Annotated in this window: 21 protein-coding genes; 7 read left to right on the top strand and 14 right to left on the bottom strand. The window is 71.9% G+C overall.

What is annotated here, in order from left to right; genetic code table 11:
* Positions 1-39 precede the first annotated feature (39 nt).
* The 3 genes from ATL41_RS04160 to ATL41_RS13285 all read right to left on the bottom strand — a co-directional run bounded on the left by ATL41_RS04160 (position 40) and on the right by ATL41_RS13285 (position 3,864).
* Positions 40-1,161, bottom strand: coding sequence for a BMP family lipoprotein (locus ATL41_RS04160; protein WP_098457345.1), 1,122 nt, complete (start codon positions 1,159-1,161; stop codon positions 40-42).
* Between the two features lie 221 nt (positions 1,162-1,382).
* The gene (locus ATL41_RS04165; RefSeq protein ID WP_245854889.1) at positions 1,383-2,564 is read right to left on the bottom strand and encodes an amidohydrolase; all 1,182 of its coding nucleotides are present in this window, start codon (positions 2,562-2,564) and stop codon (positions 1,383-1,385) included.
* 163 nt (positions 2,565-2,727) lie between these two features.
* On the bottom strand, positions 2,728-3,864 hold the full coding sequence (locus ATL41_RS13285; protein WP_245854610.1) for a mannose-1-phosphate guanylyltransferase: 1,137 nt from the start codon (positions 3,862-3,864) through the stop codon (positions 2,728-2,730).
* A 225-nt stretch (positions 3,865-4,089) separates the two neighbouring features.
* Between ATL41_RS13285 and sdhC the strand changes: the two genes are divergently transcribed.
* From sdhC to ATL41_RS04190, 4 genes are read left to right on the top strand one after another with little or no spacing between them, the layout of a single operon-like run.
* Positions 4,090-4,467, top strand: a complete 378-nt coding sequence (sdhC, locus tag ATL41_RS04175; RefSeq protein ID WP_098457346.1) for a succinate dehydrogenase, cytochrome b556 subunit — start codon at positions 4,090-4,092, stop codon at positions 4,465-4,467.
* Position 4,468: 1 nt separating this feature from the next.
* Positions 4,469-4,924 (top strand): succinate dehydrogenase hydrophobic membrane anchor subunit, encoded by a 456-nt coding sequence (locus ATL41_RS04180; protein WP_098457347.1) that lies wholly within the window; start codon positions 4,469-4,471, stop codon positions 4,922-4,924.
* 40 nt (positions 4,925-4,964) lie between these two features.
* On the top strand, positions 4,965-6,767 hold the full coding sequence (sdhA, locus tag ATL41_RS04185; RefSeq protein ID WP_098457348.1) for a succinate dehydrogenase flavoprotein subunit: 1,803 nt from the start codon (positions 4,965-4,967) through the stop codon (positions 6,765-6,767).
* Entirely contained in the window at positions 6,767-7,534 is a 768-nt protein-coding gene (locus ATL41_RS04190; RefSeq protein WP_098457349.1) for a succinate dehydrogenase iron-sulfur subunit, read from the top strand. The genes sdhA and ATL41_RS04190 overlap by 1 nt, the downstream gene beginning before the upstream one ends.
* A 64-nt stretch (positions 7,535-7,598) precedes the next feature.
* On the opposite strand, the gene ATL41_RS04195 is transcribed toward ATL41_RS04190, so the two are convergent.
* The 5 genes from ATL41_RS04195 to sigE all read right to left on the bottom strand — a co-directional run bounded on the left by ATL41_RS04195 (position 7,599) and on the right by sigE (position 11,711).
* Entirely contained in the window at positions 7,599-8,138 is a 540-nt protein-coding gene (locus tag ATL41_RS04195; RefSeq protein ID WP_098457350.1) for a 2'-5' RNA ligase family protein, read from the bottom strand.
* Between the two features lie 126 nt (positions 8,139-8,264).
* Positions 8,265-8,669 (bottom strand): twin-arginine translocase TatA/TatE family subunit, encoded by a 405-nt coding sequence (locus tag ATL41_RS04200; protein WP_098457351.1) that lies wholly within the window; start codon positions 8,667-8,669, stop codon positions 8,265-8,267.
* Complete coding sequence (locus ATL41_RS04205; RefSeq protein ID WP_098457352.1) at positions 8,669-10,081, bottom strand: S1C family serine protease; 1,413 nt, start codon at positions 10,079-10,081, stop codon at positions 8,669-8,671. The genes ATL41_RS04200 and ATL41_RS04205 overlap by 1 nt, the downstream gene beginning before the upstream one ends.
* On the bottom strand, positions 10,078-11,088 hold the full coding sequence (locus ATL41_RS04210) for an anti-sigma factor family protein (protein WP_098457353.1): 1,011 nt from the start codon (positions 11,086-11,088) through the stop codon (positions 10,078-10,080). Before ATL41_RS04210 ends, ATL41_RS04205 begins: the two co-directional genes overlap by 4 nt.
* Positions 11,085-11,711, bottom strand: a complete 627-nt coding sequence (sigE, locus tag ATL41_RS04215; protein ID WP_245854612.1) for an RNA polymerase sigma factor SigE — start codon at positions 11,709-11,711, stop codon at positions 11,085-11,087. The genes ATL41_RS04210 and sigE overlap by 4 nt, the downstream gene beginning before the upstream one ends.
* Before the next feature lie 150 nt (positions 11,712-11,861).
* Between sigE and ATL41_RS04220 the strand changes: the two genes are divergently transcribed.
* The gene (locus ATL41_RS04220) at positions 11,862-12,494 is read left to right on the top strand and encodes an O-methyltransferase (protein WP_098458920.1); all 633 of its coding nucleotides are present in this window, start codon (positions 11,862-11,864) and stop codon (positions 12,492-12,494) included.
* A gap of 101 nt (positions 12,495-12,595) precedes the next feature.
* On the opposite strand, the gene ATL41_RS04225 is transcribed toward ATL41_RS04220, so the two are convergent.
* The 5 genes from ATL41_RS04225 to dapE all read right to left on the bottom strand — a co-directional run bounded on the left by ATL41_RS04225 (position 12,596) and on the right by dapE (position 17,600).
* Complete coding sequence (locus ATL41_RS04225; protein WP_245854613.1) at positions 12,596-14,218, bottom strand: leucyl aminopeptidase family protein; 1,623 nt, start codon at positions 14,216-14,218, stop codon at positions 12,596-12,598.
* A gap of 5 nt (positions 14,219-14,223) precedes the next feature.
* A complete protein-coding gene (locus ATL41_RS04230; protein WP_098457354.1) occupies positions 14,224-14,391 on the bottom strand; it encodes a DUF3117 domain-containing protein in 168 nt (55 codons plus the stop codon).
* A 203-nt stretch (positions 14,392-14,594) separates the two neighbouring features.
* Entirely contained in the window at positions 14,595-15,566 is a 972-nt protein-coding gene (gene folP / locus ATL41_RS04235; protein WP_425432652.1) for a dihydropteroate synthase, read from the bottom strand.
* Positions 15,563-16,405 carry an LOG family protein gene (locus ATL41_RS04240; protein ID WP_098457355.1) on the bottom strand — a complete coding sequence of 281 codons (843 nt, stop codon included), beginning with the start codon at positions 16,403-16,405 and terminating at the stop codon, positions 15,563-15,565. The genes folP and ATL41_RS04240 overlap by 4 nt, the downstream gene beginning before the upstream one ends.
* A 10-nt stretch (positions 16,406-16,415) precedes the next feature.
* Positions 16,416-17,600: a succinyl-diaminopimelate desuccinylase gene (gene dapE / locus ATL41_RS04245; protein WP_098457356.1), complete on the bottom strand. Its 1,185-nt coding sequence runs from the start codon at positions 17,598-17,600 to the stop codon at positions 16,416-16,418.
* Positions 17,601-17,681: 81 nt separating this feature from the next.
* Between dapE and dapD the strand changes: the two genes are divergently transcribed.
* Complete coding sequence (gene dapD, locus ATL41_RS04250) at positions 17,682-18,632, top strand: 2,3,4,5-tetrahydropyridine-2,6-dicarboxylate N-succinyltransferase (protein WP_098457357.1); 951 nt, start codon at positions 17,682-17,684, stop codon at positions 18,630-18,632.
* A gap of 1 nt (position 18,633) precedes the next feature.
* The gene (locus ATL41_RS04255; RefSeq protein WP_245854615.1) at positions 18,634-19,614 is read left to right on the top strand and encodes a hypothetical protein; all 981 of its coding nucleotides are present in this window, start codon (positions 18,634-18,636) and stop codon (positions 19,612-19,614) included.
* Positions 19,615-19,632: 18 nt separating this feature from the next.
* Here ATL41_RS04255 and ATL41_RS04260 read toward each other — a convergent pair whose 3' ends face one another.
* The gene (locus ATL41_RS04260; RefSeq protein WP_098457358.1) at positions 19,633-20,931 is read right to left on the bottom strand and encodes a citrate synthase; all 1,299 of its coding nucleotides are present in this window, start codon (positions 20,929-20,931) and stop codon (positions 19,633-19,635) included.
* Between the last annotated feature and the right edge of the window lie 123 nt (positions 20,932-21,054).

Consider the following 21,054-nt stretch of genomic DNA (forward strand, 5'->3'; position numbering starts at 1 on the left):
CCCCGGGGAGAACAAGCTCCCCGGGGAGAACGCGGTGCGTCAGTTGAGGTACGACGTGACCTTGACCGAGCCGGCGATGATCTCGGCCTTGAGAGCCTCGACCTCGTCGAGCAGGGCACCGTCGATCTTGCCCTCGAAGTTGTGGAACGGAGCCAGGCCCACGCCACCGTTCTCGAGGGTGCCGACGTACGCCGCCGGGTCGAACTCGCCGCGGCCGGCAGCCACGATCGTGTCGTAGACGGAGACGTCCATCTTCTTCTCGATCGACGTGAGGATCACGTCAGCGGTGTTCGGGTCGGTGAGGAACACGTCGGCGTCGACACCGATGAGGGCGACGTCGCGGCCCGAGTCGGCGATCGAGTCGAGAGCAGCCTGGTAGATCGGGCCACCGACCGGGAGGATGACGTCGACACCCTGGTCGATGATCGAGTCAGCGGCGTTGCGCGCCTCCTGGTTGTTCTCGAAGCCACCCGTGAAGGTGCCCTTGTCGCCACCCTCGAAGCCGACGACCTCGACGTTGGCGTTCTTCACCTTGTTGTAGTGCTCGACGCCCTGCTTGAAGCCGTCCATGAAGATCGTGACGGTCGGGTACGGCATGCCGCCGTACGTGCCGACCTTGCCAGCCTCCGAGTAGCCGGCGGACAGGTAGCCCGCGAGGAACGCAGCCTGGGCCGTGTCGTACAGGAGCGGCTTGATGTTCGGGGCGTCGGTCTTGCCGTTGAAGTCGTTGTCAGCGGCGTCGTCGACCAGGATGTACTCGAGGTCCGGGTTCGCGTTGGCGGACTCGACGGTCGCGGCGGAGAGCGCGAAGCCGACGGAGACGATCGCGGAGCAGTCGGTCGAGACGAGCGACTCGAGGTTCGGCGCGAAGTCGGAGTCGGAGGTCGACTGGACCTCGCCGAAGTCGATCGCGAACTCGGTAGCAGCCTTCTTCAGACCCTCGTACGAGAGCTGGTTGAAGCTCTTGTCGTCGAAGCCACCGGCGTCAGACACGATGCAGGGCTTGAAACCGTCGACAGCCTTGATCGCGGGGCCCGCGCTCGTCGAGGTCTCACCGGAGGTGGGAGCCTTGGTCGGGTCATCAGCGGGCGCATCCGCGCACGCGGTCAGGACCAGTCCAGCCGCAGCACCGATCGCGGCAAGCTTGATCATCTTCTTCACAGAGCACTCCTACTCGAGTTCGAGGTAGTGCGCCCGGCAGCAACCATCACGCGCCTTTGCACGATGCCCATCTGCCGGACGGCTTTCGATGGGTCGACTCTAGCCACCCCTAGATGACGCGAAGGTTAAAACCGTGAGTCCCGGCTGAGTCGTTACTCACTCGTCACCGAGGCGCAACCGGACGGAACGGGATCATCCACATCGCGAGACTTCGGGGGGCGCTACCGCCCTGTACGCGACGCGACGGTCGCGAGCAGCCGCACGCCGACGCGCAACGCCTCCTCGTCGACCCGGAAGTCGGCCTGGTGGATGTCGTACGTGCGACCGCCCGGCAGACGGGTGCCGAGGCGGGCGAGCGCGCCGGGGACCTTCGTCAGGTACCAGGCGAAGTCCTCTCCCCCGAGCGACTGCTCCGTCAGCTGCACCGAGCGGGGGCCGACCGCCGCCCGGGCAGCTTCCTCGAGCGCCGTCGTGCCGTCGGCGTCGTTCTCGACGGGCGGCACGCCGCGGTTGTGCTCGATCTCCACGCCCACGCCGAACGCCGAGACGACCTGCTCGACGGCGTCGTGCAGGACCTGGGCCGCGAGCTCCCACGCACGCACGTCGAGGCAGCGGAGCGTGCCCCGCAGCGTGCCGATCGTCGGGATGGCGTTGTGCGCACGTCCCGCGTTGACCGCGCCCCACGTGAGGTTGACGCCGGAGCGCGGGTCGAGGCGGCGCCCGAGGATCGCGGGGACCTGGGAGATGACCTGGCCCATCGCGTACACGAGGTCGCCCGTCAGGTGCGGGCGCGAGGTGTGCCCGCCGCGCGACGTGAAGGTGAGCGTCACCTCGTCGGACGCGGACGTGATCGGGCCGATGCGCGTCCCGACGACGCCCGTGTCGAGCTTGGGCTCGCAGTGCACCGCGTAGATGCGCTCGACGCCGTCGACCGCGCCCTGCGCGATCAGGTCGAGCGCTCCGCCGGGCTGCACCTCCTCGGCCGGCTGGAACACCAGGCGGACAGGCACCTCGAGGAGCCCCTGGCGGGCGAGCCGCGCCAGGACGATGCCCGCACCGAGGACGACGGCCGTGTGCACGTCGTGCCCGCACGCGTGGGACACGCCGGGGACGGTCGACGAGTACGGGAGGTCCGTCGCCTCCTGGACGGGCAGCGCGTCGAGGTCTGCCCGCAGCGCGACGCGGCGTCGCGCGTCGCCGGGCGCCTGCGCGGGGATGTCGCACACGAGGCCGCTGCCCGGCAGGAGCCGCGGCGCGAGACCCTCGGCCGCGAGCCGCTCGGCGACGAGCGCAGTCGTGCGGATCTCGGTCCGCGCGAGCTCCGGGTGGGCGTGGATGTCGCGGCGGATCGAGACGAGCTCGTCGAAGACCTGGTCGGTGATCCGCAGGATCTCGGCAACGATCGGGTCGCTCGCACCGCCCGGCGTCAGGACGCCGGCCGGGCCGTCAGGCGCCTTCGCCGTGGTCGCACCGGAGAGGGTCGTGTCGTCGTCGAGTGGGCTCACCGTTCCACGGTAACGCCGCACGGACCGGACAGGCTCGTGCCGCCCGCCTGCCGGGCAGGCGTCAGAGCAGGTCGTCGAGCCCTCGGTCGCGCACGGCGTCGACGACGGACTTGAGCTCCTGCGCCCGCGCCCGGGTCGTGACGAGCACCGCGTCGGGCGTGTCCACGACGACGACGTCGTCGAGGCCGAGCACGGCGACCGTGCGGCCGCCCGCCGGCACGATGACCGAGCCTGCGCTCGCGAGCCGGACCACACGGTCCTGGTCGCCGAGGACCTTCGACCCCGCGCCGTCGACCGCCGGGAGCAGCGCCGCGAGGGAGTTGAAGTCGCCGACGTCGTCCCAGCCGAAGTTGCCCGGGACCATCGCGACGCCGCCCGCGGCAGCAACGGGCTCCGCGATCGCGTGGTCGATGGCGATTCGCTCGAGCGTCGGCCACACGTTCGCGACGACCGTGTCGCGCTCAGGGGTGTCCCAGGCCCGGGCGACCGTCACGAGCCCCGCGTGCAGGTCGGGGTGCTCACGCGCGAGGTGGTCGAGCAGCACGGACGTACGGGTGATGAACATGCCCGCGTTCCAGCGGTACTCCCCTGTCTCGAGGTAGCGGCGCGCCGTCTCCGCGTCGGGCTTCTCGGTGAAGCCCAGCACCTGGCGGACCGAGGGGGCGCCCGCGATGTCGAGCAGCTCTCCCGAGCGGACGTACCCGAACGCGATCGAGGGCCGCGACGCCGCGATGCCGATCGTCGTGACATATCCGGCGCGCGCCGCCTCGATGCCCTCGCGCACGGCGGCGACGAACGACGGGGTGCTCGTGATGACCTGGTCCGCGGCGAACGAGCCGAGGACGACGTCGCCGTGGCGCTCCTGGAGCACCGCGGCGGCGAGGCCGATCGCGGCCATCGAGTCCCGGGGCGACGGCTCGGCGAGCACGTTCGTGTCAGCGAGAGCGGGGAGCTGCTCGCGGACGGCCCGCACGTGCCGAGCACCGGTGACGACGAGCACGTGAGAGTCGTCGGCGACCGCGGCGAGGCGGTCGACCGTCGACTGCAGGAGCGACCGGCCTGCCCCCGTGAGGTCGTGGAGGAACTTCGGCGTGCCGGACCGGGACAACGGCCACAGCCTGGTGCCCGCTCCTCCCGCCGGGATCACGGCGTAGAACTCGGCGGCATCCTGGGCGTTCGCGGGCGGCATGGCAGGCATGCGGACATCCTAGAGGCGGCACGCGACGGCCGCTCCGGGTCGTGTGCGATCCGTCACAGACGGCCGATAGCACGCGCCTGACGGGCCCGACATGGACCTAAGGCCCAGCGAGTTCATTACAGTGGACCTCACAGGAGCGGATCGTCCGACCCGCTCGCCGCACCTCCTCGACCGTGACGACGACGTCGTCGGAACGGCTGAGACCGCTACACAGGAGGCTCCCCCGTGCCCAAGGCGCCAGTTGGGACTCTGTACCGCGGCCGTGAAGGCATGTGGTCCTGGGTCGCGCACCGGGTCACCGGTGTCCTGATCTTCTTCTTCCTGCTCGTGCACGTCCTCGACACCGCGCTCGTGCGCGTGTCCCCCGAGGCGTACAACGCGGTGATCGGGACCTACAAGAACCCGGTCATGGGACTCGGCGAGGCTGGCCTCGTCGCAGCGATCGTGTTCCACGCCTTCAACGGCCTGCGCATCATCCTCGTCGACTTCTGGTCCAAGGGCCCGAGGTACCAGAAGGTGATGCTGTGGGTCGTCGTCGGCCTGTTCGTCGTGACGATGGCAGGGTTCCTGCCGCGGCACCTGTCCCACGTCTTCGGAGGCTGAAATGAGCACCGCCGCCTCGGCGATCGCGTCGCCGCGCGACCCGTACAAGCGCCGGAAGACCACGCGTGGGAACTTCGAGCTGTACGGCTGGATCTTCATGCGCGCCTCGGGCGTCGTCCTGGTCGCCCTCATCTTCGGCCACCTGTTCGTCAACCTCATGGCTGGCGACGGCATCAAGGCGATCGACTTCGCGTTCGTCGGTGGCAAGTGGACCTCGCCGTTCTGGCAGGTCTGGGACCTGCTGATGCTGTGGCTCGCCATGATCCACGGCTCCAACGGCGTCCGCACGATCATCAACGACTACGCCGAGAAGGACCGCACGCGCGGGATCCTCAAGGTGCTGCTCTACACGGCGGCGGTCGTCGTGATCGTGGTCGGCACCCTCGTCATCTTCACCTTCGAGCCGTGCCCGGTCGGAGCGCCCGCTGAGCTGCTGCCGTCCGTCTGCTTCGACTGATCCTTCCCACCAAGAACTCGTCCAGGAGGCATCGAGACCGATGCAGACCCACAGCTACGACGTCGTGATCGTCGGTGCCGGCGGCGCAGGCATGCGTGCCGCGCTCGAGTCCTCGGGCCGCGCCCGCACCGCCGTCATCTCGAAGCTCTACCCCACCCGCTCGCACACCGGCGCCGCCCAGGGCGGCATGTGCGCGGCCCTCGCGAACGTCGAGGAGGACAACTGGGAGTGGCACACGTTCGACACGGTCAAGGGCGGTGACTACCTCGTCGACCAGGACGCCGCGGAGGTCATGGCCAAGGAGGCGATCGACGCCGTCCTCGACCTCGAGCGCATGGGTCTCCCGTTCAACCGCACGCCCGAGGGCAAGATCGACCAGCGTCGCTTCGGTGGGCACACCCGCAACCACGGCGAGGCCGCCGTGCGCCGTTCCTGCTACGCCGCGGACCGCACGGGCCACATGATCCTGCAGACGCTCTACCAGAACTGCGTCAAGCAGAACGTCGAGTTCTTCAACGAGTTCTACGTCCTCGACCTGATCCTCGACCACGACCTCGCCCACGGGGACGTGGCTGAGGGCGAGCCGGTCTCGGTCGCGGGCGTCGTCGCCTACGACCTCGCCTCCGGCGAGATCCACGTCTTCCGTGCCAAGTCCGTCGTCCTCGCGACCGGCGGCGCCGGAAAGATCTTCAAGACGACGTCGAACGCCCACACCCTCACCGGTGACGGCATGGCGCTCGCGCTGCGCCGCGGCCTGCCGCTCGAGGACATGGAGTTCTTCCAGTTCCACCCGACCGGCCTCGCGGGCCTCGGCATCCTCCTCTCGGAGGCTGCCCGCGGCGAGGGCGGCATCCTCCGCAACGGCGAGGGCGAGCGCTTCATGGAGCGCTACGCCCCGACCATCAAGGACCTCGCACCGCGTGACATCGTCGCCCGGTCGATGGCGAACGAGGTGCGCGAGGGCCGTGGCGCCGGCCCGAACAAGGACTACGTCCTGCTCGACCTGACCCACCTCGAGCCGGCGCACATCGACGCCAAGCTCCCCGACATCACCGAGTTCGCCCGCACGTACCTCGGCATCGAGCCCTACACCGAGCCCGTCCCGGTCTACCCGACGGCGCACTACGCGATGGGTGGCGTCCCGACGAACATCGACGCTGAGGTCCTGCGCAACAACACCGACGTCGTCCGCGGCCTGTACGCGGCCGGCGAGGTCGCGTGCGTGTCCGTGCACGGCTCGAACCGCCTCGGGACCAACTCGCTGCTCGACATCAACGTGTTCGGCAAGCGCGCGGGGATCTCTGCGGCGGAGTACGCGGTCAACGCGTCCTTCGTCGACATGCCCGCCGACGCCGCGGACCGCACCGTCGCCGAGCTCGAGGCCATGCGCCGTCGGCCCGACGGCGAGCGTGTCGCCGACCTGCGCCGCGAGCTCCAGGAGGCGATGGACAAGGGCGCGCAGGTGTTCCGCACCCACGAGTCCCTCACGGAGACGCTCGACGTCATCAAGGACCTCCAGAAGCGCTTCTCGAACGTCTCGGTCCAGGACAAGGGCCGCCTGTTCAACACGGACCTCCTCGAGGCCGTCGAGCTCGGCTTCCTCATCGACCTCGCCGAGGTCGTCGTGGTCGGCGCGCTCGAGCGCAAGGAGTCCCGCGGCGGCCACTTCCGGGAGGACTTCCCGGACCGTGACGACGCGAACTACATGGCGCACACGATGGCCTACCGCCGCGTGGCCGCCGTCGAGGCCGCTGACGCGGCCGGAATCCCCCCGCACGAGACCCGGCTCGAGACGAAGCCGGTCGTCGTGACCCGCTACCAGCCGATGGAGCGTAAGTACTGATGACTGCCACCCTGGAAGAGACCGCTCCCGCAGCGGCTGCTGGCGAGATCCCCAGCTTCGAGGTCACGATCCGGGTCCTGCGCTACTCCCCCGAGTCGGAGCACGGCACCTCCTCGTACTGGGACGAGCACACGCTCACCATGTACGGGACGGACCGGGTCCTCGACGCGCTCCACAAGATCAAGTGGGAGCAGGACGGCTCACTGACGTTCCGCCGCTCGTGCGCGCACGGCATCTGCGGCTCGGACGCGATGCGCATCAACGGCCGCAACCGCCTCGCGTGCAAGACCCTGCTGAAGGACCTCAACATCAGCAAGCCGATCACCGTCGAGCCCATCAAGGGCCTGCCCGTGATCAAGGACCTCGTCGTGGACATGGAGCCGTTCTTCGCGTCCTACCGCGAGATCATGCCGTTCCTCATCACGTCGGGTAATGAGCCGAGCAGCGAGCGGATCCAGTCGCCCGCGCAGCGCGAGGTCTACGACGACACGACCAAGTGCATCCTGTGCGCCGCGTGCACGTCGTCCTGCCCGGTCTTCTGGACCGACGGCCAGTACTTCGGCCCTGCGGCGATCGTCAACGCGCACCGCTTCATCTTCGACTCGCGTGACGACGGTGCGACCCAGCGCCTCGAGATCCTCAACGACAAGGAGGGCGTCTGGCGCTGCCGCACGACCTTCAACTGCACCGAGGCCTGCCCTCGCGGCATCGAGGTCACGAAGGCGATCCAGGAGGTCAAGCGCGCGATGATCACGCGCGCCTTCTGACGGATCCCGTCGCGCCGCGGCTCCGGCCGCGGCGCGGCCCCCCCGTCGACCCTCGTGACGAGGGTCAGCCCCCGAGGGGGAACGTCTCGACCGTCCGCCACACGCCGTCGTCGCCGTGCTCGAACAGGTCGACACCCGTGACGTCGAACGTCGCCTCGAATCCCGCGCACTCCTCGAACGCGCGGTCGAGCGCCTCCGGCTCGACGTCGTGCGCGATCGTCACGTGCGGGTGGTAGTTGAACCGCAGCTCCTGCGCGAGGACGCCCGTACGCACCGCGGTCTCGAGCTGCTCGCACTCCGCGATACCCTGCGCGACCTGGACGAAGACCACCTCGGAGACGGGCCGGAACGTACCGGTCCCGCGGAGAATCATCGTGAACGCCTGAGCCGACGACGTCACCGCCGCGAGGTGCTCGACGACCGCGGCCATGGCGCCCTGGTCGACGACGGTGGGACCGAGGATCGTCACGTGCGGAGGGATGAGGTCGGCGAAGCCGTCGCCGCTGCGTCGGCGCGCGTCGGACAGCATCTCGGCGTAGGGGGCCGGTACAGGGATGGCGACACCGATCCGCGTCTGGCCCTCGCCGCGCTCAGGGAGCCTCATGCCGGCACCAGCTCCCCACCGCTCCCGGCGACACCTGGGTTGCCACTTCGAAAGCGCTCACGCATCGCACCATTGTGGCAGGTGCGCGGACGGGTGGGAAATCTTGGGTGAGCGCGTCGCGAGAGGTCAGGTGGCCTCGTCGTCGAACGGAGCGACCTCGGGCCGCGGGCCGCTCGCCGCCCCCGGCGTCGGGGGCCGCACCCCGCGCGGCGCTCCCGCAGCCGCGCTGGCCCCGCCCGGGCCCGCACGACCGGCGAGCGGCGCAGGCTCGGGATCGAGCAGGGCGTCCCGCACGATCCGGCGCGGGTCGTACTGGCGCGGGTCCAGGCTTGCCCAGTCGACCTCGCCGATGCTGTCCCCGACCTCCTCGTCGACGCGCTCCTTCGCCTTGCGCGCGTAGTCGCGCGCCCCGCGCACGAAGCGCGCGAGCTGCTCGGCGTACTGGGGCAGGCGGTCGGGCCCGACGACGAGCGCGAGCACGAGCAGGATGACGACGAGCTCGCCGCCGTTGACGTTGAAGAACCCGTTCATCAGCTGCTGGTCACCTCGTCGAGGACCATGCGCACGGTGCGCTCGCCGTCCTCGCCGTCGCGCAGGGTCAGTGTCACGACGTCGCCGGGGGCGTGCGCGCGGATCGCGACGATCAGCTCGTCGGGCTGCGTCACCGGGCGGCCGTCGATCGCGAGGATCACGTCGCCCGGCCGGATGCCCGCCTTCTCCGCAGGCCCGCCCGGAGTCACGGGCCGCTGGTCGCCCTGCTGCCGATCGAGCACGCGGACGCCCTCACCCGTGTGGCTCTGGTCCAGGAGGACGCCGATGACCGGGTAGGTCGCCTTGCCCGTCTCGATGAGCTGCGTGACGGTCCGCAGCGCCTGGTTCGACGGGATCGCGAAGCCCAGACCGATGCTGCCGGACGCGCGGCTGGTGCCGGGTGGCTGCGCGATCGCCGAGTTGATGCCGACGACCTCGCCGGCGGAGCTCACGAGAGGTCCGCCCGAGTTGCCGGGGTTGATCGACGCGTCCGTCTGCACGGCGTTGATGAACGCCACGTCGCCCTCGCCGCCCGCGACGACCGGCCGGTTCAGCGCCGAGACGATACCGGTCGTGACGGTGCCTGCCAGGCCGAGCGGTGCGCCGAACGCCGTCACCGGGTCACCGACCACGAGAGCGTCGGAGTCGCCGAGGACGAGCGGCTCCAGGCCGTCGACCTCGACCTTGACCACCGCAAGGTCGTAGGAGGCGGTCGTCCCGACGACCTCGCCGTCGACCTTCCTGCCGTCGGCGAGCACGACGACGACGCTGCCCTTGCCCCCCGACCGCACCGCGGGGTCGACGACGTGGTTGTTCGTCACGACGTACCCCTCGGCGCTGAAGACGAAGCCGGAGCCCGTGGACTCCCCGTCCGCCCCCTCGACCTCGAGCGAGACCACCGACGGCCTGACCCGGGCTGCGACGTCCGCGACAGAGCCGGCGGGCCGGTCGCCGCTCGGCCCGCCGCCTGGCGACGCGACCACGACCTCGACGACCGGGCGGGACGTCGGCAGCTGTTGCCCCACGTAGGCACCCGTGCCACCTGCGGCGATCCCGAAGATCGCCAGAGAGACGCCCGTCGCGACCGCGCGGCCGCGACGCTGGGCGCGTCGCGTCGTCGTCACGGGGGTCCAGGGCGAGCCCCCGGGCGCGTCGGCCGCGTCGCGCTCCCCGCGAGCGCGCTGCGCCGGGGTCGCTGCGTACGGCGACGGCCCGTACAGCGGTCCGGGGACGTCCGGCCGGCCGTAGGAGGACGCGCCGGCGACGGGCGTGCTCGCGTACGGCGAGGGCGGGACGGCGCGGCCCGCGTACGGGTCGCGGTCGAGCGCCCCGTCCGCCACGTGGCGCACGGGGCGCCGCGGCGCCTCGCCGCCCGGCGTCGCGAACAGGCCGTTGCCCTGCACGTCGCTCATCGACCGGCCACCACGGTCATGATGTTCTCCCAGCCGCGCGCGATCCGCCGACCGACCGCGACCGGGGCCGCGACGTCCGCGTCGGGCGCCTCGACGATGCGCTCGGCGAGCTGGTTCGGCTCGGCGCAGTACGCCTCGAGGACGAGGTCGCCCGCCTGCCAGGCGACGTGCCAGGGCGTCTGCGACAGCAGGTGGACCGTGTGCCCGCCCGCGTCGACGGCGACGGCACCCGCGAGCGCGTCGGTGTCGAGGAGCCCCACCTGCTCGCGCAGCACGACGACGCCGTCGCTCGTCGCGACCTCGAGCTCGAGCCGGCCGTCGCCGTCGATCCGGTGCGCGACGACGTCGGCCCCCTCGACGAGACGCGGCACGTACCAGCCCTCGGCACGCAGGCGGGCGAGCGTCGGGTCGCTCTCGGCAGGGTCGACCGACGAGGCCCCGCCGATGCTCGCGCCCGACGACAGGCCGGCGGACGCCACAGGGCTGCCCGAGCCGACCGTGCGCGCGAGGGTCGTGAGCGCCTCGGCGCGGTGGGCGGAGGGCACGACGCGGGGCGGTGCACCGAGCGCGGCGAGGCCGCCGGCTCCGAGCCCGAGGCCCACGACACCGACGACGACCGCAGCGACGAGGCTGCGTCGTGAGCGCAGGTCGCCCGTGAGCGCCGGGAACGTGGGCGACTCGCCCGGGCGCAGGGTGCGGAGCTCGGCCGGGCAGCGCCTGCGCCCGTCAGCGCTACGCTTCGCGACCGGCACCTGGTCAGCGGCCCGCTCAGGGGCCTCGGCGCACGCGAGCGCGAGGAGCCGCTGCGTCAGCGCGGCGCTCGGCTCAGCCTCGGTCGCAGCGAGGAGCAGGCGGCGAGCCTCCCGCTCCGCCGCGAGCGCGTCCGAGCATGCGGCGCACTGCAGCAGGTGCACCTGCAGGCGTGCGTCCTGCGCGCGCGAGAGCTCGCCGTCGAGGTGGGCGCTGATCCACTCCCCGTAGTGCCCGGGCCCGGTCGGCATGCTCATGACGCCGTCCAGAGGTGCGCGGCGCTCTCGAGGCCCGCGTCACCGGACGCAGCCGGAGCCTGAGCGCCCTCCAGCGTCGGACGGCGGTGCGCGAGCGACGCGCGCAGCTGCGAGCGCGCCCGGTGGATGCGCGAGCGCACCGTGCCGAGCTTCACGCCGAGCGTCACGGCGATCTCCTCGTAGCTCAGCCCCTCGATGTCGCAGAGCACGACGGCGGCGCGGTAGTCCGGAGGCAGAGCGTCGAGCGCCCGCCGGACGTCCAGGTCGAGGTTGCCGTGCTCGAAGCCGCGCTCGGGCTGCGCCTCGACGGAGCCCGCGAGGTGGCCGTCGTCGTCGCCCATCGCATCCATGCGGATGCGCTGCTTGCGGCGCGCAGAGTCGAGGAACAGGTTCGTCGTGATGCGGTGCAGCCAGCCCTCGAAGTTGCCCGGCTCGTAGCGGTCGAGAGAGCGGAACACGCGGACGAACACGTCCTGCGTGAGGTCCTCGGCGTCGTGCCGGTCGCCCGTGAGGCGGTACGCGAGGCGGAAGACGCGCGCGGAGTGGTCCCGGACGATCTCCTCCCACGACAACCCCGCCGCCGCGCCCTGCGCGGCACGCCCTGGGTTCCCGATGTCGCTCACCTCCACATTCTCGCAGAACGGGACCTTCCTGCCGACCGTGTGCGCCGCAGGCGAACAGCCGCGGCGGTACGATGCGGCAGGGACGGCCGCCGTCCCCGCCGCGTCGACAGACCGGTCCCCCGCACGCGAACGAGAGCCCCGGAGGCCATCATCTCCAGCGACAAGACCCTCAGCTGGGACTACTGCGAGGACTTCCGTCCCGAGGATGAGGTCCTGCTGCGGGCGCGCGAGCGCGCCGCGCAGTACGGCTGCTCGGCCGTCGCCCCCGGAGCGGGCGCCGTGCTGCAGCTTCTCGCCGCGTCCGTCCAGGCGCGCACGGCCGTCGAGGTCGGCACGGGCACGGGTGTCGCCTCGCTGTGGATCCTGCGGGGCATGGTGCCCGACGGCGTCCTCACGACGATCGACATCGAGGCCGAGCACCAGCGCGCCGCGAAGGCCGCGTTCACGGAGGACGGCATCAGGCCGACCCGTGTACGTGCGATCACCGGTCGCGCGCTCGACGTCCTGCCGCGCCTCGCCGACGCCGCGTACGACCTCGTGCTCGTGGGCGCCGACAAGGCGAGCTACCCCGAGTACGTCGAGCAGGGGCTGCGGCTGCTGCGCCCGGGTGGCGTGCTCGCCGTCGACGACGCGCTCGCCCGCGACAAGGTCGCCGACCCGGCGCGCCGCGACGAGCTGACGACGACCGTCCGCGAGGTGGGCCGGCGGCTGCGCGAGGACGAGCGCGTCGTCCCGGCGCTCATCCCCTCGGGCACGGGCCTGCTGCTCGCCGTCCGGCGCTGACGCAGGGGGCACGACGCCAGGAGCGCGACGCGGCAGTCCGCGGCCATCGACACGACGAGGCGGCCACCCCTTCCGGGTGGCCGCCTCGTTCGCTGTTCAGCTCAGAGCTGGTCGAGGGCGTCGAGCAGGAGCCGCACGCCGAAGCCGGTCGCTCCGGCGGGCACCTCGTGCTTGTCCTTGTCGGCGATCGACGGGCCGGCGATGTCGAGGTGCGCCCACGGCTGCTCACCTGCGAAGTGCTGCAGGAAGAGAGCCGCGACGATCGACCCGCCGCCGACGGACTCGGCCGGTACGTTCCGCAGGTCGGCGACCGCCGACGACGTCACGGCCGACTCGTAGTCCTCGACGAGCGGCATGCGCCAGACCCGCTCACCCGTGCGTCCGGCCGCCGACTCGAGCGTCGTCGCGAGGGCATCGTCCGACGCGTAGAGCGCCGCGTGGTGCGGGCCGAGGCCGAGGATCGCGGCGCCTGTGAGGGTCGCGACGTCGACGACGACGTCGGGCGAGAGCTGCTTGCCCGCGTAGGCGAGCGCGTCGGCGAGGACGAGGCGGCCCTCGGCGTCCGTGTTGCCGACCTCGACGGTCGTGCCGTCGTAGAGCCGCAGGACGTCGGCCGGGCGGTACGAGGCGCCGTCGACGTGGTTCTCGGCGAGCGGCAGGACCGCGGTCACGCGGTGGGGGCTTCGGCTGCGCGCCGCGCCGATCACGGTCGCGAGCACGACGGCGGCGCCCGCCATGTCGGTCTTCATCGTGACCATGGAGGTACGCGGCTTCACGTCGATGCCGCCGGTGTCGTACGTGATGCCCTTGCCCACGAGCACGACGTGGCGGGCGTCCGCGACGACGTTCCCCGCGTCGTCGACGGGCGTGTAGCCCACGGTGACGAGACGCGGCTCGCTCCCAGAGCCCGACCCGACGGCGAGGATGCCGCCGAAGCCGTCGCGGCGCAGCGCGGCTGCGTCGCGGACCTCGACCTCGAGCCCTTCCTCCGCACCGAGACGCGCGGCGACGTCCGCGACCCAGGCCGGGTTCGCGATGTTCGCCGGCGCGTTCGTGAGGTCCCGCGCGAGCCACGTACCGCGGGCGGCCAGCACGGCGGCCTCGACCGCAGCCTCGTCGTGGCTGCCGAGCAGCACGAGCTGTTCGGCAGGCGCGGGAGCGGGCTCGCCGGTCCCCTGGGTGGGCGAGCGGTACGCGCCGAGGAGGTACCCCTCGACGAACGCGCGCTGGTGCGCGGGCGTGTCGGTGCCGGTCGCGGTGGTCAGGACGCGGCCGCGGCCGCGCGTGCGCCGCGCGAGCGCGGCACCTGCCTTGCGCATGTCACCGACCGTGCCCCGACCGAGACCGAGCAGGACGACGCGCTCGGGCAGACCTGCCCACGGGAGCGACGTCCCCGCGCGGTGCGGGCGCGGGAGGTCGATGACGTGCGCCTCGCCGGCCTTGCCGTCGAAGTCGGCACGTTCCGCGAGCTCGGCCAGGTCGATCCCGTACCTGACCGCGGCGTCGATCGTGCCGTGACGCGGCTCGAGGCCGTCCTCCTCCTCGGGCCCGGGGGCCACGGGGAGGACGACGACCTCGACCTCGTCAGCGTTCAGGAAGGTGCAGTCGGCGAGACGACCCGGGGCCACGACGACCTCCGGGAGCGCACGCTCGGTGCGCCACACGCTCGCCGCGTCCTCGTGCGACGACCTGCGGGAGGCCGTCACGGAGCTGGTGCGTGCCAACTGAGTCAGCCCACGACGCCGTTCAGTGCAGCGCCCAGGTCGGACGCCTCCTGCGCGGTCAGCTCGACCACGAGCCGGCCACCACCCTCGAGCGGGACGCGCATGATGATGCCGCGTCCTTCCTTCGTCACCTCGAGCGGTCCGTCCCCGGTCCTCGGCTTCATCGCAGCCATCGGTGGCATCCTCTCCTCAGTCGTTCCGTCGCGTCGATCGTCGACCGCCCGGCAGCCGTTCGCGCGCTGCCCGGCAGCGAGGCGCGATCGGCCCCGTACGCAACGGGTGTCGTCGGACATTCTAGGTCATCGCAGGCCTGGGAGGCGCAGGCGTCCCACCTAGGAGGACCGCTCCGTACCAGCGGCGACGCTCCCGCGGACGGTCAGAGACCGCGGACGGGCGCGCGGGGCGGAACCTCGCCGCGCACCGCAGCGACCATGTCGAGCACGCGGCGCGTCGCCCGTACGTCGTGCGTGCGGAAGACGCGCGCGCCCTGCCAGGCCGCGAGCGCGGTCGCCGCGAGGGTGCCCTCTAGCCGCTCGTCGACCGGGAGGTCGAGCGTCTCCCCGACGAAGTCCTTGCGCGAGAGCGCCATGAGCACCGGGTGCCCGAGCGCGACGAGGGCGGCGGTGCGGCGCACGAGCTGGAGCGAGTCGACCGTGCGCTTGCCGAAGTCGTGCGTCGGGTCGACGAGGACGGAGGCCGCCGGGACCCCGCAGGCGATCGCTCGGCGGGCGCCCGCGCTCAGCGTCGCGACGACGTCGGCCACGACCGCGTCGAGCGGGTCCGCGTCCGCGGACGCGTCGCGCGGCAGGTCGAAGCGCACGTCGACCGGGTCGGTGCGGGGCGCGGCGCCGCCCGTGTGGGAGACGACGACGCCGAGGCGCCGCTCCCCCGCGACCTCGACCAGGTGCGGGTCCGCGCCGGCCCACGTGTCGTTGATGAGGTCCGCGCCGGCGTCGGCGACCTCCCGCGCCACCTCGGCGCGCCACGTGTCGACCGACACGATCAGGTCCGGGTGCTCGGCGCGCACGCGCGCGACGAACGGCGCGACACGCTCGATCTCCTCGGCGACCCCGACCTCAGGTCCGACGCCCGCCCGCACGCCTCCGACGTCGACGATGTCGGCACCGTCAGCGACAGCGCGCGCGACCGCGTCCATCGCGGCCTCGTCGTCGGCGTAGCGCGCCGGCGCGTAGAACGAGTCGGTCGTGCGGTTGACGATCGCCATGACTGCCCCGCCGGCGGCACCGACCGCCCGACCGCGCAGGACGAGGTCAGGTGCGCGCGGTGGCACGGGGGCGAACGACGACGTGAGCGCCTCCCAGGTCGTCGCCGCGGCGGGCTCGCTCACGCGGAGGTGGTGCGGTCGGCCTCGGAGGCGGCCTGCGCGGCCGCGACGTCGGCGGCGTACGCCTCGGCAGCCTGGCGTTCCTCGTCGCGCAGCTGCACGTCCCGGTCGACGACGGCCCGCACGGCCTCCTCGGCCGTGTCGACGACCTTGAGCAGGTCGATGTCCGCCTCGCGGATCATGCCGCGCTCGAGCACGGGGCCGCGCAGCCACTCGATCATCGGCCCCCAGTACGCCGAGTCGACCAGGACGATCGAGAACCCGGTGACCTTGTGTGTCTGGACGAGCGTGAGCGCCTCGAACAGCTCGTCGAGCGTGCCGAAGCCGCCCGGGAGCACGACGAAGCCCGACGCGTACTTGACGAACATCGTCTTGCGGGCGAAGAAGTACCGGAAGTTCACGCCGAGGTCGACGAACGGGTTCATGCCCTGCTCGAACGGCAGCTCGATGCCGAGGCCGACGGAGACACCGCCCGCCTCCTTGGCGCCCTTGTTGCCCGCCTCCATGATGCCCGGGCCGCCGCCAGTGATGACGGCGTAGCCCGCCTCGACGAGCCCGCGCGCGACCTCGACGGCGATCTCGTAGTCGGGGTGGCCGGGCTTGGTGCGCGCCGAGCCGAAGATGCTCATCGCAGGGCCGAGCTCGGCGAGCGCGCCGAAACCTTCGACGAACTCGCTCTGGATGCGCATGACGCGCCACGGGTCGCCGTGGACCCAGTCCGCGCCGCCGCCCTTCGCGAGCAGCCGCTGGTCGGTGGTCTGGGCGGGGATCTGGTCGCCGCGCAGCAGGACGGGACCCTTGCGGTAACCCTTGCCCGGTTCGAAAACTCCGTCGTCGCTCATGGGTTTCAGCCTAGGACGCGGAGGTGTCCTTCGTGAGCCAGGACAGCAGCGCGTCGTAGCACGTCCGGATCTGGGAGACGGGGCAACGCTCGTCGTCCTTGTGGGCGAGCAGCGGGTCGCCGGGGCCGAAGTTGACGGCGGGCACGCCGAGCTCGGCGAAGCGCGCGACGTCGGTCCAGCCGAGCTTCGCGGTCGGCGCGCCGCCCGCGCGCCCGAGGACGGCCTCGACGAACTCGGCCGCGAGCGAGTGCGTCAGCCCCGGGCGCGCTCCCCCGGCGGCGTCGGTCACGGTGACCTCGTACCCGTCGAAGACCTCGCGGACGTGGGCCTCGGCCTGCGCGAGCGTGAGGTCCGGCGCGAAGCGGTAGTTGACGGTCACGACGCACTCGTCGGGGATGACGTTGCCGGCGATGCCGCCGCGGATGCCGACGGCGTTGAGCCCCTCGCGGTAGACGAGGCCGTCGACGTCGACCGAGCGCGGCTCGTACGCGGCGAGCCGGGCGAGGACGGGCGTCGTGTCGTGGATCGCGTTGCGGCCCATCCACGAGCGCGCGGAGTGGGCGGTGACGCCTGGGACGCGCACCTCGACGCGCAGCGTCCCGTTGCACCCTCCCTCGATCCCTGCGGCCGTCGGCTCGCCGAGGATCGCGAAGTCGCCGGCGAGCCAGCCGGGGTGCCCGCGCACGAGCCGCCCGAGGCCGTTGAGGTGGGCTGCGACCTCTTCGTTGTCGTAGAAGACCCACGTGACGTCGGCGGTCGCCGTCAGGTCGCCGCCGACGCGTGCGGCGAGCGCGAGGGCGACGGCGACGCCGCCCTTCATGTCGACCGTCCCGCGGCCCCACAGGACCTCGTCGTCGCCCTCGACGGTGCGCCACGTCGGCACGTTCGGGGTCCCGGGCTGGTCGGGGCGGTCGGCGATCGGCACGGTGTCGAGGTGGCCTGCGACGACGACGCGGCGCGGCAGGCCGAGGTTCGTCCGTGCGACGACCGAGTCGCCGTCGCGCAGCACCTCGAGGTGCTCGTAGCCGCGCAGCGCGGCCTCGACCGCGTCGGCGAGACGTGCCTCGTCACCGCTGACGGACGCGACGTCGCACACCGCCGCGGTGAGGTCGACGACGTCGGCGCGCAGGTCGAGCGGCGCGGGGACGGCGTACGGGTCGGGGGCGGAGCCTGGTGCCGTGGTGTCGTAGGTCACGTACCGACCCTAGACGAGGGGTGCGTTCGTCGTGCGAGACGTCTCGCCCACGGGTGCGGCCCGCGTTCTAGGCTCTTCTTCATGACTTCGCGCGCAGCCTGGGGCCTCGGACTTGCCTCGATCCACTCAGACGGAACGGTCCTCGACACGTGGTACCCGCAGCCCCGGCTCGGGTCTGCACCCGCCGAGGAGGACGCGCTCGCAGCAGAGCTGCGCGCGCTCGAGACGACGGACGACGCCCGCGGCGTGCGTCGCGTGCTCGTGAAGACCGAGATCGACCTCGACGCGGCCCCCGTGGACGCGAGCGACGTCTACCTGCGTCTGCACCTGCTGTCGCACCGCCTCGTCCAGCCGCACGGCCTCGACCTGACGGGCATCTTCGGCCACCTCGCGAACGTCGTGTGGACGAGCTTCGGCCCGTGCTCGACGGTCGACTTCGAGACGACGCGCCTGCGCCTGTCCGCGCGCGGCCCGGTCGTCGTCTACGGCGTCGACAAGTTTCCCCGCATGGTCGACTACGTCCTGCCGTCGGGCGTCCGCATCGCCGACGCCGACCGCGTCCGCCTGGGTGCGCACCTCGCCGAGGGCACGACCGTCATGCACGAGGGCTTCGTCAACTTCAACGCGGGCACGCTGGGCCACTCGATGGTCGAGGGACGCATCTCGGCGGGCGTGACGGTCGGCGACGGCTCCGACATCGGTGGCGGCGCATCGATCATGGGCACCCTGTCGGGTGGCGGCAAGGAGGTCGTGACGATCGGCGAGCGATCGCTCCTCGGCGCGAACGCCGGCATCGGCATCCCGCTCGGCGACGACTGCGTCGTCGAGGCCGGCCTCTACGTCACGGCAGGCACGAAGGTCACGCTCGTCGGCCGCACGGACGACGACGGCGCTCCCGTCACGGTCAAGGCGCGCGAGCTCGCGGGCCGCGACAACCTGCTGCTGCGCCGCAACTCGGTCACGGGTGCCGTCGAGGCGGTCGACCGCGTGGGCACGGGCATCGTCCTCAACGCGGCGCTGCACGCGAACTGACGTGACGGGACGCGCAGGGGGCGCGACGTCGGTCCGTCCGCGACCGGCGTCGCCCCGCCCTGCTGCGCGCGGGACCGTGCGCCGCAGGTCGGTGCGCGCGCGCATCGTTCGCGCGCTCGTCGTGCTCGGCCTCGTCGCCGCGCTCTTCGTCGGTGCGATCGGCGCGGTCGTCATGGTGCTCGAGAAGATGCGGCCCGTCCCCGAGGCAGCGCACCGCTGCTACGCGGAGCTCGACGGCACGCAGTGGTCCCTCAACCCGGAGCAGGCGCAGAACGCCGCGCTCTTCGCCGCGATGGCCGCCGAGCGCGGGCTGCCGGCACGCGCGGTGACGGTCGCGATCGCGACCGCGCTGCAGGAGTCGAAGATGATCAACATCGACTACGGCGACCGGGACTCGGTCGGCCTGTTCCAGCAGCGACCGTCGCAGGGGTGGGGCTCGGTCGAGCAGATCATGGATCCCGTCTACTCGACGGGGAAGTTCTACGACGGCCTGGTCAAGGTCGACGGCTACACGAAGCTCGAGGTCACGGTCGCCGCGCAGGCGGTGCAGCGCTCGGGCTTCCCCGACGCGTACGCGCAGCACGAGACCCGCGCGCGGGCGTGGGCGTCGGCGCTCACGGGCAACAGTCCCGAGGCGCTCACGTGCGAGCTGCGCGACCCGCTCCCCGGCGGGGACGTCGCGCGCCTCGCGGCGCGGGTCGCGCGCGACCTGCCGTCGGCCGACGTCTCCACGGACGCAGGTCGCCGCACGGTCTCGATCACCCCGGGCGGTCTCGGCGGGGAGGACCCGTCCGCCGCTGCGCGCACACGTGCTGCGCTCGCGCACTGGGCGGTCGCGGTGGCCGACGAGCAGCAGGTCGTGTCTGTGAGCATCGACGGGCGCACGTGGCAGCGGGACTCGGGAGCCTGGACAGACACGGACGCCGTCGAGTCCGCTCTGCGCGGTCCCGACGGCGTCGTGGTGGTCACCGTCGCGCGGTGACCCGGGCCTGGCCCTTGGTCAGCGGTTCTCGACCGGGACGTAGTCCCGGGCGGTCGCGCCGGTGTACACCTGGCGCGGGCGACCGATCTTGGTCTGCGGGTCCTTCATCATCTCGCGCCACTGCGCGATCCAGCCGGGCATGCGGCCGAGCGCGAACAGCGGCGTGAACATGCTCGGCGAGAAGCCCATGGCCTTGTAGATGAGGCCCGTGTAGAAGTCGACGTTCGGGTAGAGCTTGCGCTCGATGAAGTAGTCGTCGTTGAGGGCGATCTCCTCGAGGCGCAGCGCCATGTCCAGCATCTCGTCCTCGACGCCGAGGGCCTGCAGCACGGCGTGCGCCTTGCTCTTCACGATCGCGGCACGCGGGTCGTAGTTCTTGTAGACCCGGTGGCCGAAGCCCATGAGGCGGACGCCCTGCTCCTTGTTCTTGACGCGGGTCATGAACGTGTCGACGTCGTCGCCCGACTTCTGGATGTCCGTGAGCATGCGCAGCACCGCCTCGTTGGCGCCGCCGTGCAGCGGGCCGGAGAGCGCGTTGATGCCGGCGGCGACCGAGGCGTAGAGGTTCGCGTGGCTCGAGCCGACCATGCGCACGGTCGACGTCGAGCAGTTCTGCTCGTGGTCGGCGTGCAGGATGAGCAGCTTGTCGAGGGCGTCGACGACGACGGGGTCCGTGTCGTACTGCATGTACGGGACGGCGAACGTCATGCGCAGGAAGTCGTCGACGTAGCCCCGGGAGTAGTCCGGGTAGAGCAGCGGCTCGCCCACGGCGCGGCGGTGCAGGTAGGACGTGATCGTCCGGGTCTTCGCGAGGAGGAGCACGGTCGCGAGCTCGACGGTGTCGTCGTCGAACGGGTCGAGCGACTCCGGGTAGAACGTCGACAGCGCGTTGATCGCGGAGGCCATGACGGCCATCGGGTGCGCGTTGCGGGGGAACGTCCCCATGAACGTGCGGAAGTCCTCGTGGACGAGGGTGTGCCGGTTGACGCGGGTGATGAACGCGTCGAGCTCGGTCGGGCTGGGCAGCTCGCCGTTGATGAGGAGGTAGGCGACCTCGAGGAACGTCGACTTCTCGGCGAGCTGCTCGATCGGGTACCCGCGGTAGCGGAGGATGCCCTCGTCGCCGTCGATGTAGGTGATCTGGGACTCGCACGACGCGGTGTTCATGAAGCCCGGGTCGACGGTGACCTTGCCGGTGGTGCGCAGGAGCGAGGAGACGACGATGCCGTCGTTGCCCTCGGTGGCGCGCACGACGGGCAGCTCCTGGGAGACTCCGCCGACCTCGAGGGTCACGTCGTCGGGTGCGGTGTCAGTCATGGCTTCCTTCCTCGGTGCTGCGTCGGCTCTCGCCTGCGAGCATCCCTGCTGTGCGCTGTGGCCCGGGCTGCTGCTCCCGGTGCAGCACCGGGCGCGGCGGGCTACGTCGGCCGTCCTCTCCCG

The organism is Flavimobilis soli (assembly GCF_002564025.1).
In the GTDB taxonomy this organism is placed as follows: domain Bacteria; phylum Actinomycetota; class Actinomycetes; order Actinomycetales; family Cellulomonadaceae; genus Flavimobilis; species Flavimobilis soli.

Excerpts from the sequence above, each read along its gene's own strand:
- ATL41_RS13285 (WP_245854610.1), bottom strand. The coding sequence starts at position 3,864 with ATGCCTGCCATGCCGCCCGCGAACGCCCAGGATGCCGCCGAGTTCTAC.
- ATL41_RS04180 (WP_098457347.1), top strand. The coding sequence starts at position 4,469 with ATGAGCACCGCCGCCTCGGCGATCGCGTCGCCGCGCGACCCGTACAAG.
- sdhA (WP_098457348.1), top strand. The coding sequence starts at position 4,965 with ATGCAGACCCACAGCTACGACGTCGTGATCGTCGGTGCCGGCGGCGCA.
- ATL41_RS04190 (WP_098457349.1), top strand. The coding sequence starts at position 6,767 with ATGACTGCCACCCTGGAAGAGACCGCTCCCGCAGCGGCTGCTGGCGAG.
- ATL41_RS04195 (WP_098457350.1), bottom strand. The coding sequence starts at position 8,138 with ATGAGGCTCCCTGAGCGCGGCGAGGGCCAGACGCGGATCGGTGTCGCC.
- ATL41_RS04200 (WP_098457351.1), bottom strand. The coding sequence starts at position 8,669 with ATGAACGGGTTCTTCAACGTCAACGGCGGCGAGCTCGTCGTCATCCTG.
- ATL41_RS04205 (WP_098457352.1), bottom strand. The coding sequence starts at position 10,081 with ATGAGCGACGTGCAGGGCAACGGCCTGTTCGCGACGCCGGGCGGCGAG.
- ATL41_RS04210 (WP_098457353.1), bottom strand. The coding sequence starts at position 11,088 with ATGAGCATGCCGACCGGGCCCGGGCACTACGGGGAGTGGATCAGCGCC.
- ATL41_RS04230 (WP_098457354.1), bottom strand. The coding sequence starts at position 14,391 with ATGGCTGCGATGAAGCCGAGGACCGGGGACGGACCGCTCGAGGTGACG.
- ATL41_RS04240 (WP_098457355.1), bottom strand. The coding sequence starts at position 16,405 with ATGAGCGACGACGGAGTTTTCGAACCGGGCAAGGGTTACCGCAAGGGT.
- dapD (WP_098457357.1), top strand. The coding sequence starts at position 17,682 with ATGACTTCGCGCGCAGCCTGGGGCCTCGGACTTGCCTCGATCCACTCA.
- ATL41_RS04260 (WP_098457358.1), bottom strand. The coding sequence starts at position 20,931 with ATGACTGACACCGCACCCGACGACGTGACCCTCGAGGTCGGCGGAGTC.